Source organism: Vibrio penaeicida, assembly GCF_019977755.1.
In the GTDB taxonomy this organism is placed as follows: domain Bacteria; phylum Pseudomonadota; class Gammaproteobacteria; order Enterobacterales; family Vibrionaceae; genus Vibrio; species Vibrio penaeicida.
The window spans coordinates 137541-153382 of sequence record NZ_AP025145.1; the positions used below are offsets into that span (position 1 = coordinate 137541).

General features: G+C 43.6%; 11 protein-coding genes. 4 read left to right on the forward strand and 7 right to left on the reverse strand.

The window, feature by feature from the left end:
- The first annotated feature begins 13 nt into the window (after positions 1-13).
- The gene (locus tag LDO37_RS19060) at positions 14-355 is read left to right on the forward strand and encodes a hypothetical protein (RefSeq protein ID WP_126606555.1); all 342 of its coding nucleotides are present in this window, start codon (positions 14-16) and stop codon (positions 353-355) included.
- A gap of 80 nt (positions 356-435) precedes the next feature.
- On the opposite strand, the gene LDO37_RS19065 is transcribed toward LDO37_RS19060, so the two are convergent.
- The 4 genes from LDO37_RS19065 to LDO37_RS19080 all read right to left on the reverse strand — a co-directional run bounded on the left by LDO37_RS19065 (position 436) and on the right by LDO37_RS19080 (position 8743).
- Positions 436-3192: an immune inhibitor A domain-containing protein gene (locus LDO37_RS19065; RefSeq protein WP_126606554.1), complete on the reverse strand. Its 2757-nt coding sequence runs from the start codon at positions 3190-3192 to the stop codon at positions 436-438.
- A gap of 404 nt (positions 3193-3596) precedes the next feature.
- Positions 3597-6371: an immune inhibitor A domain-containing protein gene (locus LDO37_RS19070; RefSeq protein WP_126610424.1), complete on the reverse strand. Its 2775-nt coding sequence runs from the start codon at positions 6369-6371 to the stop codon at positions 3597-3599.
- 514 nt (positions 6372-6885) lie between these two features.
- Positions 6886-8127, reverse strand: coding sequence for a cysteine desulfurase-like protein (locus tag LDO37_RS19075; protein ID WP_126609871.1), 1242 nt, complete (start codon positions 8125-8127; stop codon positions 6886-6888).
- Entirely contained in the window at positions 8105-8743 is a 639-nt protein-coding gene (locus LDO37_RS19080; protein ID WP_101110528.1) for a 2OG-Fe dioxygenase family protein, read from the reverse strand. The genes LDO37_RS19075 and LDO37_RS19080 overlap by 23 nt, the downstream gene beginning before the upstream one ends.
- Before the next feature lie 560 nt (positions 8744-9303).
- Between LDO37_RS19080 and LDO37_RS19085 the strand changes: the two genes are divergently transcribed.
- The 3 genes from LDO37_RS19085 (at position 9304) to LDO37_RS19095 (ending at position 12093) form a co-directional block, all read left to right on the forward strand.
- A complete protein-coding gene (locus LDO37_RS19085; protein ID WP_101110526.1) occupies positions 9304-9666 on the forward strand; it encodes a PilZ domain-containing protein in 363 nt (120 codons plus the stop codon).
- 115 nt (positions 9667-9781) lie between these two features.
- Entirely contained in the window at positions 9782-10930 is a 1149-nt protein-coding gene (locus tag LDO37_RS19090) for an iron-containing alcohol dehydrogenase (protein ID WP_126608198.1), read from the forward strand.
- Positions 10931-11193: 263 nt separating this feature from the next.
- Positions 11194-12093 carry a LysR family transcriptional regulator gene (locus LDO37_RS19095; RefSeq protein ID WP_101110523.1) on the forward strand — a complete coding sequence of 300 codons (900 nt, stop codon included), beginning with the start codon at positions 11194-11196 and terminating at the stop codon, positions 12091-12093.
- 21 nt (positions 12094-12114) lie between these two features.
- Here LDO37_RS19095 and LDO37_RS19100 read toward each other — a convergent pair whose 3' ends face one another.
- The 3 genes from LDO37_RS19100 to LDO37_RS19110 form a co-directional block, all read right to left on the reverse strand.
- Positions 12115-12372 (reverse strand): DUF3081 family protein, encoded by a 258-nt coding sequence (locus tag LDO37_RS19100; protein ID WP_126608199.1) that lies wholly within the window; start codon positions 12370-12372, stop codon positions 12115-12117.
- Between the two features lie 518 nt (positions 12373-12890).
- Positions 12891-14060, reverse strand: a complete 1170-nt coding sequence (locus LDO37_RS19105; protein WP_126607950.1) for a GGDEF domain-containing protein — start codon at positions 14058-14060, stop codon at positions 12891-12893.
- A gap of 148 nt (positions 14061-14208) precedes the next feature.
- The gene (locus LDO37_RS19110) at positions 14209-15828 is read right to left on the reverse strand and encodes an ABC transporter ATP-binding protein (RefSeq protein WP_126607949.1); all 1620 of its coding nucleotides are present in this window, start codon (positions 15826-15828) and stop codon (positions 14209-14211) included.
- Between the last annotated feature and the right edge of the window lie 14 nt (positions 15829-15842).

The following is a 15842-nucleotide window of genomic DNA, read 5'->3' on the forward strand; positions in this document are numbered from 1 at the left end:
GACGAGAGTTAATATGAGAAACTGGATATTCGCGGTACTGCTAAGTGCTGTAAGCTGTATGTCTCATGCAGGAGTTGATATTGCTTCTACTGTTGAAAGGCTAAAAATTAATGGTGATGGCAAACTATGGATTAAAATGACAAGTCCTGCGTTTGATAAGTATTGCAAGAAAGGTTGGTATGAATTCAATATGTATATTCCTGAGTCTGATAAGTCTTACCCCTTTTATTATGCTCTGTTAACGACAGCGCTATCGAGTGGGAAGAGTGTGTATATCGCTAACATCAGTAAATACGATGGCAGTACGTACTGTGATCTAACTAAAACAGGATATGGCATCGTTCTGCGTAGGTAGTCGAAAATCCAAAAATTGAAAAAGCCAGCGATTAGGTTTTCTCTATATCGCTGGCTTTTTTCGTTTCTAGGTTAAGCCATTTAGTCTAACCGAATTTTAGTGGAGTCTTTTTCTCCTTCGTTATCGGTGACTGTGAGCCTAACTGCCTTTTTATTGGCGGGGAGTCGGGTGAAGATAACAGTGCCGAAGCGCACTTTTTTCTTACCCAATTTCCAGCGAGTTTTCACGATATGCCCGTCCGGATCGTAGCTTGTGGAATACAGCAAAGCGTAACGCCCGAATAGAGGGAAATAGCCACCCTGAGCGACAGGCGGTTCGTTAACTGCTGCGACGATCTCTATCGTTTCTGAATGACGAGCCGTTGCACCTTGGTCGTCAGTCACTGTAAGTACGACCGTATATTCACCTGCTTTATCGTAGCTCCAACTTGGGTTGAACTCTGTACTGGTTTGACCGTTTCCAAAGTCCCACAAATACCCAACAATCTCGCCGTCGGGGTCACTACTCACGTTAGATGAAGTGACGCTCATGCCTTCGACTTTTAACGTGAAGTTGGCGATTGGCGCTTCATTGGGCTTATCGTAAGAAACTTGAATGACGCCATAGCTGTTATCAGGCGCTTGATGGATCAGTTTTACCGATAAGCCATACTCCATCACTTTGCGACCAGCGTGTGGAGCACCGGGGGAAGAGTAATCCTCTTTATCATCAAACACACCGTTTGGCGTTAGGCTGGTATCTTGCAGCAAGTTACCTTCTTTATCGACCAAAACGAGTGGCGAATTGTTTTCTAAAGAAAAGGCAGCATCGCGAACTTGGTAACGGGATCTCGCCACTTCGCCGCTAGACCAAACAAACGGAGTTTGGTCGGCATCGACCACACCTAGCCAACCTTCCCCAGGGTGCAATCCTACCCAATTATCGGTAAAGGAATTATCGACATACCACACAACCAAACCTGGATCATAAGAAATCAGCTGTCCAATTCTGCGAATACTCTCAAGCCCTTTATCGACGCCATCGTAACTGCGCCATTGGAGCAAGTAATAGTGATCCGCTAAGTGGAAACCTGCATTCTTACTGAATCCGCTGAATGCAAAGGTGCTTGTCCCTTCAGCGTCATCAATGCCACGAGTCGCTCCGTCGACTTCAAACGCAATGTCGTCTACGTACAACCCTTCCATGGCTAAACCGCCATCAGTGACATAATCAAAAGTGAGTGTGATTTCGCTGCCTGCCCATTCCGACAAATCAAAACGAGCGTCTACCCATCCTTTAGAGTCTCCTGTTATCGCAGGTACCAGACCCGTGTTGTAAGGATCTTGAGTGGTCGTAATGTTCCCCGCGATTTGAGTGCCATTGACCAATACTCGAGCATAATCGTAGTCCACTTCTATCTCATACCACGCCTTAAAGGTGAGGTGCACTGAACCACCCGAAGGGACGGTGAGTTTACGGCTCATACTGTTATTGAGGTCGTCCCCTTTCTGGGAGTAAAACGAGTATTCGCCGCCAAACGGTTTAACACCGTCGACTTTTTTCGCAGGTAACTCGATTTTCACCATATTGGGGCGAAGGTTATCCGTGGTTTCAAATAACGTTAGGTTACGAGGCTTCTCGGCTAAATCATCAAGCGAGAGTTGTGTGCTGTTCAGCCAGCGTCCCCCTAACGATTCTTGCAAGAACTCTTTGGCATAAGAACTGAATGCTGTGGGTCTAATCCCCCCTAGTTCGCCTGCCCAGCTGCCAGAAGACATAATGGACCAATATGCGACAGGCTCACCTTTACCCGTTCCCCGAGTGTCGTATTCGTCTGGTAAGCCTAAGTCGTGCGCGTATTCATGCGCCGCGATCCCAACGGCAGCATCAAGAGGCTGAATGGTGTAATCAAACGCAGCGTATTGCCCATTGAATCGATCAGGTAGCGTGCTGGACGTTCCCGGAAGTTGGTGAACAGAACCTAAGTTCCAGCGGTGAGACCAAATGGCGTCTTCACCCAAAACACCACCACCGGCTTCTTCGCCCACCGAGGAATGGAAGATCATAAGGTGGTCGATTAGCCCATCAGGCTCACGGTAATCGCCATCGCCATCGAAGTCGTATCGGTCTTCAATGTCGTAGTCGTCTAAGTTGACACTGGGATCATTCGCCAACTGGTTGAGAGCTTCTCGCACCAATTCACGAACATTACTGTCGTTACCAGAACTGGCATCATTCCCCCCGTAGTATTTGGCGTTTTTAGCCGCTCTATACCATCCAAATCCTTCACCCGTAACCGAATAGGTTCCACCGGATTCTTGTTCGTAATATTGCTTCATAGAAACAATGTTTTCGCCATTGGGACCTTCATAGCCAGAGGGGGAAAACAACAAGTCAGCGTAATGCGAAATGGGGTAAGAATCATACAACATATCGGTATGCTCATCGGTGATTCTGTTGTCATCCCACGGTAAGTCAGGGAAGTCGATCATCAACGCGATGACTCTGTCCGTTCTTTTTATGGTGACAGAACGGGACGAAAAAGAAATGGCATTGAGCTTCTGCCCTTTCTTATTTGCTAACGATTTAAATATCTTATTTCTCTGCTCAATGGCTTTTTTTCCAAATTGAGCATCGCCATGTGTATGAGGGTTCAGTTTTGTATTTAAGAATGTCTTTACGGCTTCTTCTTTTTCTATTTGTGTTGCATCTTTATTGAGTTTACCAGAGCGAATTAGCATTTCCGCTATTCTCTCTTCATTAACAACACCCATATCGGCCGGAGTATTGGCGTAAGATATTCCACTGAATACTGCCAGCGATGTTGCCAGCAGTATGGTGTTTTTAAAAATTGCCATTTTTTATTCCTTAGTGGTTGTTTTTATTTATCATTCCTTCTGTTTCTTTATTGATACCTCCGTTGGTGAGATTGTGATTTCAAACCTGTTGGATTAAATTTTTATATTAGCGATCTGTAAAAAATATAATGTGATTATTTATTCTAAATAGACGAATATATTATCAATCTAAATTCTTTAATTAATGGCGATAGATTAGTTGAAATAATTTTTAAAAATTTTGGTAATGGTTCTAATTCTTAAATATGAATAAGGAAAGGGAGGCGGTTTATTACTTGGCTGTGTTGGAAATGGGATTGTTTACATAATATTTAAAATTTGCTGAACGAATTCCAATTGATCAAAAAAAGCCAGCGATTAGTTTTCGCTATATCGCTGGCTTTTGTCATTTCTAGACTCTGTTCTTAGTCTAATTGAATTTTAGTGGAACCATACAATCCTTGGTTATCTTTTACTGTTAGCCAAACCGTTTTTGTATTGATTGGCAGACGTGTGAGGATAACAGTACCAAAATATACGTGTGGTTTACCCAGTTTCCAGCGAGTTGTCACGATATGCCCGTTCGGATCGTAGCTTGTGGAGTAAAGTAAAGTGTAACCACCGAATATGGATAAATAGCCGCCTTGAGCGACAGGAGGTTCATAAGTCACATCGATGATCTCTATCGTTTCCGAGTAGCTATCGGTTGCCCCTTTGTTGTCGGTCACGGTTAAGACCACAGTGTATTCGCCAGCTTCCAAGTATTGCCAGCTTGGGTTGGCTTCCGTGCTGGTTTGACCGTTGCCAAAATCCCATAAGTAGCCAACGATATTGCCGTCGGGGTCGCTACTCTCGTTGAATGAAATAACGTTCTTACCTTCGACTTTTAAAGTGAAATTGGCAATGGGCGATTCATTGGGAAGTTCATGAGAGATTTGTAATACGCCGTAACTGTTATCGGGCGCTTGAAGGAGCAGTTCTACAGATAACCCATATTTCAGCAATTTAAGCCCAGTGCGCTGAGCGCTACGCGAAGAGTAGTCCGCTCCGTCATCAAATACCCCATTTGATGTTAAGTGGGTGTCTTGCAGTGTGTTGCCTTCTTTGTCGACGATAACGAGCGGTGAATTGTCTTCCAGAGAAAAAGCAGCATCACGAACTTGGTAGTGAGATCTCGCCACTTCGCCATTAGACCAAACAAGCGGAGTTTGGTCGGCATCGACCACACTCAACCAGCCTTCCTCTGGGAGTAACCCTATCCAGCGGTCGTTCGCCCAGTTGTCAGTAAAAGAATTATCGACATACCAAATGACCAAGCCTGGTTCATAAGAAATCAGTTGTCCAAATTGACGAATACTCTCGAGCCCTTTATCAATGCCGTCATGATTGCGCCATTGAAGCAGATAATAATGATCCGCGAAGTGGAATCCTGGATCTTTGTCAAATCCGCTCAAATTAAACGTACTTTCACCTTCGGCATCATCAATAACATGAGTTGTCCCGTCGACCTCAAAGACAATGTCATCAATGTACAGACCTTCTGGTACCAAGTCACTATAGCTGTAAAAGCTAAAGGAGAGGTATATCTCGCTGCCAGCCCATTCCGATAAATCAAAGCGGGCGTCTACCCACCCATCAGAATCCCCCGTTATATAAGGAACCACTCCTCCTATATTAAAATGATCGTAAGTGGTGGTAATGTTGCCTTCGATTTGGGTTCCGTTAATCTCTACTCTAGCGTACTCGCGGCCCACAGCCATCTGGTACCACGCTTTAAAGGTGAGACTCACTGAATCTCCGGAAGGGACAATGATCCTGCGGTTCATGGTGTTGTGAGTAAAATAGACTGGTCTAGTTGCGGAGTGGTAAGCATATTCACCACCAAAAGGCTCTACGTCGGAGACCTTTTTTTCTGGCAGCTCAATTTTCACCATATTCGGGCGAAGGTTATCCGTGGTTTCATATAAGGTTAAGTAGCGAGGCTTTCCTGTTAACACGTCAAGCGAAAGTTGCGTGGAATTCAACCAGCGTCCCCCTAATGACTCTTGTAAAAATAGCTTTGCGAAAGGGCTAAATGCGGTTGGTCGAATCCCATCCAATTCGCCAGCCCGACTACCAGAAGACATGACTGACCAGTATGCGGCAGGCTCACCCGCACCAGTTCCTTGCATGTTATGCTCGCCTGGTAAACCTAAGTCGCGCGCGTATAGGTTTGCAGCAACCCCGACGGAAACGTCGAAGGGCTGAATAGTGTAATCAAACGCAGCATACTGCCCATTAAAACGTTCATGTAGCTTGCTAGACGTTCTAGGAAGTTGGTGAACTCTGCCTAGATTCCAACTGTGAGACCAAATTGCATCCTCGCCTAAAACACCGCCACCGGCTTCCTCCCCCACAGAGGAATGGAAGATCATAAGGTGATCGATAATCCCGTCTGGCTCGTAGTAATCGCCATCGTTATCGTAGTCGTATCGATCTTCTTTGTCGTAGTTGCTCAAGTCTATATTCGGATCATTCGCGAGCTGATTAAGTGCTTCACGCACTAGCTCGCGAACATTACTGTCGTTACCAGTACGGGGATCATTTACGCCATAATGGGCGGCATCTTTGGTGGCTCTATACCATCCAAATCCTTTCCCAAACATCGAATAAGTCCCACCGGATTCTTGTTCGTAGTATTGCCTCATTGAAATAATACTTTCTCCATTGGGTCCTTCGTAGCCTGAAGGAGAAAACAATAAATCCGTATAATGTGAAATAGGGTAAGAGTCATACAGCATGTCAGTATGCTCATCGGTAATTCTGTTGTTGTCCCAAGGTAAGTCAGGAAAGTCGATCATTAACGCGATGACTCTGTCTGTTCTTTTGGCTGAGATGGAGTAGGAGGAAGCGTCATTCAGCTTCCGCACTTTCTTACTTGTTAACGACTTAAGTATCTTATTTCTATGCTTAGCAACTTTTTCTTGAAATGTTGTGCTGACATATTCTATGTGGGGTTGTTTTGTATCTAAGAAATTTTTTACTGCCTCTTCTCTTTCTATTTGTGTCGTATCTATTTTGAGTTTTCCAGAGCGAATCAGCATTTCCGCTATTCTCTCTTCATTTACAATACTCATATCGGCTGGAGTATTGGCAATGGATACCGAGCTGAATACTGCCAGTGACGTTGCCAGCAGTATGGTGCTTTTAAAAATAGCCATCTTATATTCCTTAATGATTGTTTTTATTACTATTCCCTTTGATTTTTATCGATACTCCGTCAATGAGACTGGTTACATTTAGTTTATGTAATTGATTTCTATATTAATGATCTGAAAATATTGGTTGATAAGTAGTAAATATCTTTTGAAAAATTAATGGTGTTAGAATAATCGAAGTGGTTTTAAAAACTTTGGTGATGGCTCTAGTTCTTAAATATGTATAAGGTCAGAAGAGATATTAATAATGAAGGTGTATTGGAAGTAGGATTATTTGCATAATTTTTAAAATTTACTGAACGAATTCCAATTGATCAAAAAAGCCAGCAATATATACCCAAGTAACCTCGCCCTTGGGAGCTCATATTCTGTTCTGTTTCATCGTCAAAGAACTGGGAAAGGACTCGTCATTCCATTGCGTCCTTCTCCTTGAACTGGAACAGACTATGAGGCTCTGAATCCTGCATTTTTAGGTCACTTGGGTATAATGTTGGCTTAGGTTTTTATAGGGTTGAAACTAAAGAATGCTGCGCAATACGCTAAAGAATCGGTCGATTTCGGTTTGGGTATTGTAGTGCATTAGCCCAACTCTCAAAATGCCGCCTTTGTCTGTAACGCTTAGTGCATCTGTTAATCTATCGGCGTACAAATGACCGCTCCACGTATAGATTTCCTGTGTTCCAAGATGCGAGGCGATGTCTGCCGGGTCAAGATCGCCAAATCGAAGAGCAAACGTAGCGGTTCTGTTGTTTGCAGTAGGCTCCCCGAATAATTCAATGGACGGGAATTCGGCTAGGCGAGAAAGAAAGTACGTCGCTAGTGATTCTTCATACTGTCGAATATTTCCGTAGGCTGATTCCAGTTGAGCTCTTAGGCTTTCCCCTTGTCCTAATGTCGCCAAATAATCGACAGTGTATGAGAATGCAGAGAGCGCCTCAAAGTTCAATGTACCCGTTTCCCAGCAGTTCGGGGCATAGGTAGGGGCGGGCTCTACTTTAAAAGGTGTGTATTGTTCTAAACAGTCTTTACGACCATAAAGCACGCCAAGGTGAGGACCGAAAAATTTGTAGGCAGAACTTGCAACAAAGTCTGCGCCTAGCGTTTTTACATCGAGAATTTTATGAGGTAAAAGGTGCACGGCATCAATAAAAACGACACTGCCGTTCGCTTTTGAGAGCTGGGTGATTTTTTCTATATCGACCATTGTGCCAGACAGATTACTGGCCGCCGTAACAGCAACCAAACGTGTTTTTTCATTCAGTAAGGACTGAAACACCTCTAAGTCCAGATTACAGCTATTGTCTACAACGGGAATGTAGTGGACTTTAACGCCTTTCAGTTGGGCCGCCATTGCCCAAGACGAACGATTGGCCCCGTGATCGGCATCGCTTAGGATGATCTCATCTCCTGCTTGCCAATCTTGGCTAATTGCGCGGCTAAAATGAAAGGTCATGGTCGTCATGTTGGCACCAAAGACGATTTCATCTTTGGATGCTGTACCAAAAAGTGATGCCGCTTTTTCTCTGCACGTATCCACTAAACTCACTGTGTTGTGGCTCACAGAGAAACGACCACCCAAGTTAGAATTACCTTGCGCTAAGTAAGCGCCATAGCCCTCAATAACAGAGAGTGGAAGCTGGGTTCCACCGGGACCATCAAAATAGATGGGCGCAATTCCATTCTGCTGCATATTAAGCGCTGGGAATTGCTCTCTAAGACCCTCAACATTTTCTTGATTAAGCGGTAAATACGAAGACATCGCGTACTCCCTTTTCGCCCGCTACGCTAGAAAGCGTTTCAGAAATGTGGTGGAAAAAGCGTGAGTCATTGAGTACCACAAACTGGTTTTCTTCTAACACGGTGTTTAAGTGAGGGTGTTGATCAACCGGAGAAGCAAAAATTTGTGTAAACCCACCAGTGATGTTTTTCCGTTGCACACAGAAAATGCCAACATATCGGTAGCCATCTTGATGTATCCCTTCTGGTGCGGGTGCACTGGTTGCGTCGGAACCGCAAGTCACACGAATTTGGTGTACATCCACAACCGAATTGTCTTTGTCTGTCCCCGTTCTTTCCATAAACGATTTGATGAGGTGCTGAAAGTACGGTGTTTTCACCATTTCCTCATCCATTTTGGCAAAATCTCGTTCAACATCGCCAACGACTCTATTGAATTCTGAAGATTGCGTAAAAGTAGAGTGGGGTAAACGGGTTAACTCATTATTTGTAGATTGGAATCTTGCGTAGGTGCGATAACGGTGATCACTGTCGACGTATTGGTCTGCGGGGAGCTGCTCAAAGTAGGATGAAAGTTGCTCTGCTATGCTTTTGGGGGTTTGAAAAGCTTCAATCAGAAACTTGTTTTCCATTTCCATGATATGTCCTTATTGTTTGGTTTTGTGTTTAACAAATGATTAACAATGAGTCTATTATCCCGCTATTTAAATACCTTTCAATACATAAAGCTTAATACGAATATATATTCTAGAATTAAAAACTGTTAAGTTTGATTTTTGGTGTTTTGTGTTGGTTTTGTTTCTCATGTTGGTTTAAATGTCTTTATATTTCATGCGTAACAAAATTAACAATAGGTTTTTCGTGAACAGTATCCCCCATATAGCCCCTCGCTTTGCTTTATCACGCAACCCTATTTAAGGGGCGTGTTACGTGGGATCAAGACGCTAACAAAAAGCGCTTTTAAGCTCATGGAATAAAAGAGCGATTTTTTGTTATAAAAATTGTTAAAGAAAAATAGTGTTCAGCCGATGCTTATTATTGAGACAAGAATCATTTGGTAGACCTTGAGCCGATAAAGAAGGCAGCAATTGTGATAAGTTAAGGTCTATCGTGACAGCAACGGGCTATGTCTCTAATGAACAGCCTTCAATGAAAGATAGCATCCAGTTGCTGAGTGAAAAACGGAGTATTCACCATCATGAGCCAGACATCTGTTGAACAAAAGCGTCGATACTATCGCCTGCGATACCCAAAGCAGGAAAGACCTGTATTAAGAATCAAGGATCAGTATTACCACATTTGTGAAGTGTCGGAGAAAGGCATACGTGTCCTTATGGCAAATGTCGCGTCACTTTATCGCGGTCTGAGCATCGCTGGTACTCTGCGTTTGCATGGTAATACTCATATCTCTGTTGAAGGGGCAGTGTTAAGGTTCGATAACGATGAGGTTATCTTTCAATTGTCCAAGGGACCGAGTTTAAAGAATATGGTTGAAGAGCAGCGCCATATTCGGAAGAAATACCCTACGTTTTTCTCTAAACGAGGACCTGTGGCAGCCTAGTAAAAGCCACTTTAGGCTATACTCACATTCAAATTCCACAACCCTGATTGACATTGTCAATTAGGGTTTTTGCTTTCCCGAAAGGTCAACAAACCTAGGTACAAGAGGCATTGCAATGAAGTTTTCCTATGTAAACCCAACTCAAATCCATTTCGGCCAAGGTCAAATAGAAGCGCTATCAAAAGCGATTCCAACCTCCTCAAGTGTATTGGTGGTCTACGGCGGTGGCTCTATCAAAAAAAATGGCGTCTATGATCAAGTCGTTGACGCTTTGAAAGAACACAGCTGGCAGGAGTTTTCAGGCGTAGAGCCCAATCCAACCAAAGAAACGTTGGATAAAGCAGTTGAGATTGTTAAGCAAGATGACATTGAGTTTGTGCTTGGGGTCGGCGGCGGCTCAGTGATTGACGGCGTGAAATACATTGCAGCGGCTGCAAAGTATGACGGGGACGGATGGGACATCCTAGAAGGTAAACATCAGGTGAAAGAAGCCGTAGCGCTTGGTGCGGTGTTAACGTTACCTGCTACTGGGTCGGAATCTAACCCAGCAGCTGTGATAACCAAAAGTGAAACGCAGGACAAATTGTCGTTTTACCACCCAGCGGTGCAGCCGAAGTTTGCTATTTTGGATCCCGATGTAATGAAAACCCTCCCTGAGCGTCAGTTGATCAATGGCATTGTAGACGCATGGATACACGTTTGTGAGCAGTACCTTACCAAGCCAAATGGTGCGATGGTTCAAGACGCGTATGCAGAATCGTTGCTTCGAACATTGAAGGATTTAGGTGAGCGTTTTAAGCAACGCGATAGCGACGAATGGCGAGCCAATCTTATGTGGACAGCCAATCAAGCGCTTAATGGATTGATTGGCTCTGGTGTACCGCAAGATTGGTCAACTCATGTGATTGGTCATGAGCTCACGGCTTTGTACGGGGTCGACCACGCTCATTCGTTGGCGATCATTCAACCTTCATTGCTTCGAAATCAGCTTGAGTATAAAAAAGCGAAGCTAGAGCAATTAGGGCGAAATGTCTTTGGATTAAAAGACTCGGATGAATTGGCAGAGCAAACGATTGATGCCCTAGAAGCGTTTTATCAAAGCGTGGGTATGAACACAAAGCTTACCGAGCACACCACAGACAAAGAAACAGCTGTGCAAGCAGTATTGGCTAAACTTGAAGAGCATGGACTGGTTAAGTTGAGTGAGAATGGCAGCATCACTCTGGTGGAATCTAAAGCGATTTTGGAAAATGCGATTGCCTAGCTAAAGTGATGTAAGTAAATGGAATAGAACGTTCTGGAAGGGCAGGTGTCAGTTTGATGCCTGCCCTTTTTTGCTTTTAGCCGTTTGCCTCTTTAACAACCAATTTATTCAATAACCGATCTATTTAACAACGAAGCCTTTAACAGTAGAGAGCCGTATGAAGTAAACGGAATCCGGTTCAGACAAACGTGACCGTGCTCCTTTATTTTTTTGTCACTTAAGGAAATAATTGCCTCAATTATTGCCAAATTTAACAGAATGCGATGCGTAGTGATGACCTAATATTGTTCTATCAAGTAGTGGCTTTAGGCACATTCAGTAAAGCTGCGGAACAAAACGACTTAACGAATTCTGTCGTGAGTAAAAGGATCGCGCGACTCGAAGAAGAGTTGGGTGTGCAACTGCTGTATCGCACCACAAGAAAGCTTACCCTAACCGAAGCGGGAAAAGCTCTGTATCAAGGAGCGAAAAACGTTAACCAAGCCGTAAATGAAGCGATGGATGTGATTTCCGGTTTTGGAGAGAAGATAAGTGGCCATGTAAAAATGTCGGTGCCCAGTATCTCTGGCGACCTTATCTTGGCAGATGCGGTTGCTGAATTTTGTAATATGCACCCAGGGTTAACGGTTGATATGTCTTTGGATAATCGATTTGTCGACTTGGTAGAAGGAGGCTTTGACTTAGTTATTCGAACAGGATATTTGGAAGACTCCAGTTTGATTGCTCGTCATATTCTCGACTCGCAATGGCTAGTATGCGCTTCGCCATCTTACATCGCTAAAAATGGCAAACCGTTAAAGCCAGAAGACTTAACCAGCCACAACTGCTTGCAATACGCTTACCAAACCACGGGTGCGTCAGATTGGGAGTTTAAATCTTCTAAAGGAAACTACATTGTGAGGGTATCAGGATCGTTCTCGACCGATAATGCCACCGCTCTGCGCAAGGCGGCACTGGGCGGGCATGGCATTGCTTATGTCCCTCGTTGTTTGGTGTATCACGATATTAGAAGTGGTGAACTTGTCGATATTTTCCCAGAGCTTGTAGGTAAAAAGCTCGGAATCTACGCCGTTTACCCATTTACACGTCAACCGCCTAAGAAAGTGAGTTTACTCATAGAGCACATTCGCACTCGCTACCTTGCAATCTCGCATTACTTTTAGTTGTGAGCTTACTATCGCTAACTAATAGTTTCGATTAATCACCTCAAGGCTTTTCATAAAACCTTTGAAGTGCTCTTCTTTTTTATATTCGAATTGGTATTTATTGTGGAAAAATATATATAGAGTGACCTGCGGTGTGGCTAAGTAGACGGTGTATTCATCGTAACCCGTTCCAGCCTCTATGCCTTCGAGCACATAGCCATTCTCTGATTTAATCCCACTTCTTCTAATTTTATCCATTACCGTTAGAACAAAGAGAATATCCAGTTGATTTTTCATAGTCTTTACTCTTGCTGTAGCGCACCTAATATATACCCAAGTGACCTCAAGATACTTGGTTCAGCGAGATTTAACTGTCTTTAAGACAAGGCACCGATTTGATAATTTAGTGGTTCTAAATCAAAAATCGGTAACGCAGTATGAAAGCCAGTTAAACTCGCCCTTGGGAGCCCATATTCTGTCCCATTTCTTCGTCAAAGAACTTGGAAAGGATTCATCATTCCGCTGCGTTCCTGATTTTTTGAAATAAAGAGGCTTGAACTGAAACAGAATATGAGGCTCTGAATCCTGCATCTTGAGGTGACTTGGGTATATATACGGATCCATCCGTTGATTAGGTTACAAAGTAAAGAAACGATAAAGGAAATAGCGTGCCTCGATGTGCCAAGATGCGTCTAACTATACGATAGAAGCGACACGGCGATAGAAACGACATGCCTGATTTATCGGAATCACATGTCTTAGAGCAAGCTGTTTATCTTAAAGAAAACTGGTTATCTTGAAGCGAAAGGAGCAACTTACAGCTCTTTCAACGCCGAGCCATGTCTATTGAAGGGTTTCACATTACTGGCTTTTTTATTGCCAGACTGAATGTTGTGATAAAACTCGTAGTCGTTTTTGCCATCGCATTTAGCGGCATACATGGCTTTATCGGCACAGCGAAGCAATTCTGGCAGCTCAAAAGCATCTTGCCCATACACGGATACACCAACACTTAACGTCACATAATTGACCTGATTGTTGACTTGGTAGCCATCGTTAAACAAAGACGTGATACGTCCTATGATGCTTTCTAGTACATGTGCACTGGGAATATCGTAGAGCAACACAACGAATTCATCCCCAGCATATCGGGCGATGGAAAACTCATCCTTTTGGTCCTTTCGGCTTTTTGTACGCAGGTTATTTGCAAGTCTTTGTCCAAAGCTTTGTAATACTCTGTCGCCAACGGAATGACCAAAATTGTCATTAATTTCTTTGAAGTTATCAATATCGATGAAAACCAACGCCGCTATTTTGGAGCTGTGTCTGAGCTCTTTGAGCTTAGGTTCAGCCCATTTTTCAAAACTCCACCGGTTTGCCAATCCAGTGAGTGCATCTCTATAGGCTAAGTCTTCAATGCCTTCCTGATACAGTGACAGTACATAGTGATTGGTTTTGCAGTATTGATAGGCAAAGTAATGGCAAATCGCCAAGAAAGCCAACATGCTTGTTAAGAAGCGCCCAACGGAAAACTCTGAATAATCTGCGGATAAATACGGGAAATTAGGAGAGGTAAACGCAACAATACAAAATACAAAGAAACTCGTTGTAGCTAATACAGCGCCCCTAACCGAATTCACAAAGATAATGGTAGCAAGAATAGGGTAAATCCAATAAACGGAAGACTTAGACAAGCCGCCAGTTAGGATCAGTACAATTGCATGGGTAACAAGTACAAGCGTAAGGACATGAGCAGCTTTCGTGTAGTGACCACGGCTTAGAAATAAAGCGAGATTGGAAAAAACAACCAGCGCACTGATGTAGTTGATGGAGCCTTGGAAGTGGTCTCCATTACTTATACTTAGAAATCCAAATACCGAAAGTAGTATGAAGACGATTACAGATAAAACGATGAGAGTCCGTTTTCTGCGTAGTAGCCGAACGTCTGCCATTTCTTCTAGCTTTCGACCTGCCATGTTGTACATGTGTCTAGCCTAGCCTTATTTATTATGTAGCTAAAAGCATAGTACACACACACATATTTGCCTTAAGAATGTAGGGTTTTTTTGCAATAAAAAATGCCTCTTATTGTTAAGAGGCATTTTTAGAATTTAAGCTGTTGATTTTTTTGCTTTATGCAACAAGATCCTCATCAAGATCAAACGACGCATCAATCAATTTTTGCGTGTATTCATGCTGCGGATTGTTGAAGATCTCTTCCGCGGATCCTTCTTCCATCACGATACCTTTCTGCATCACCATTACACGGTCAGAAAGTGCTTTAACAACACTCAAATCGTGGCTAATGAACAGGAAGCCAATGTTGTGCTTCTTCTGAAGATCTTTCAATAGGTCGATAACCGTTAGCTGTACAGAACGGTCAAGAGCGGATGTAGGCTCATCTAGAAGAATGAACGAAGGCTCAAGAATCAGCGCACGAGCGATCGCAATACGCTGACGTTGACCACCTGAAAACTCATGCGGATAGCGGTTAATGGAGTGCGGGTCTAAACGAACTTCTTCCAATGCTTGGCGTGCTCGCGTCATGCGCTCAGAGCGGCTTAGACCTGGTTGATGCACCGTTAGGGATTCCGTAATGATATCGCCAACCGTCATACGAGGAGAAAGCGAACCGTACGGGTCTTGGAATACCATTTGAATGTCTTTTTTCAGTTCAAATTTTTCTTTCTCAGTTAGCGTACTCACATCACGACCACGATAAGCAATCTTACCTTCTGACGGTAGCAAGCCAATTAAAGCACGGCCTAGCGTGGATTTACCGGAACCCGACTCACCAACAATCCCCAATGTTTCACCTTGTTTTAATTCAAGGGAAATGCCTTTAACGGCTTCAAAGTATTGGTTCTTGCTTGGTAGAAAATGCGATTTAATAAGGAACTTAACGCGAATATCGTCCGCTTTAAGAAGATCAACGGCATCTTCAGCGACTGGATCTTTACTGCCATGCGGAATCGAGTTGATCAGCATTTTTGTGTAGTCTTCAGTCGGATTCTTGAACAATTCTGCTGTTTGGCCTTCCTCTACAACATCACCTTTACACATCACGATCACACGATCAGCAAAGTGCTTAACAACACCTAAATCGTGCGTGATGAACAGGATAGCCATGCCCATCTTTTCCTGAATTTCTTTAATCAGGTTAAGCACTTCCGCTTGCACAGTTACGTCGAGTGCAGTGGTTGGCTCGTCGGCAATCAAAAGATCAGGTTCGTTCATGAGTGCCATTGCAATCATGATACGTTGCAGCTGGCCACCAGAGAATTCATGCGGGTACTTGGTGTACGCTGTCTCTGGGTTTGGAAGGTGAACAAGGTTGAACAGTTCAAGTACTCTTTCTTTCGCTTTTGACTGGCTTACCTTACGGTGACACATCAGTGCTTCAGCAACCTGAATACCGACACGCATGTACGGGTTCAAAGAGGTCATTGGCTCCTGAAAAATCATGCCGATTCGGTCGCCACGAATGGATTGCATTTCTTTTTCAGAAAGATCCAGAATGGACTTACCTTCAAACTGAATGTCGGCTTCAGCTGGAATAATAGAGTTATGTGGAAGAAGGCGCATAATGGCGTTTGTCGATACCGACTTTCCTGAACCCGACTCACCAACGATTGCCAGTGTTTCGCCCTTTTTTAGGTCGAAATGAACGTTCTTTACTGCGTGTACAGGACCATCGTTGGTCGTAAAGGTTACTGACAGATCGCGAACTGTAAGAATTGGGGACTGTGACATTGAACTTCCTTATT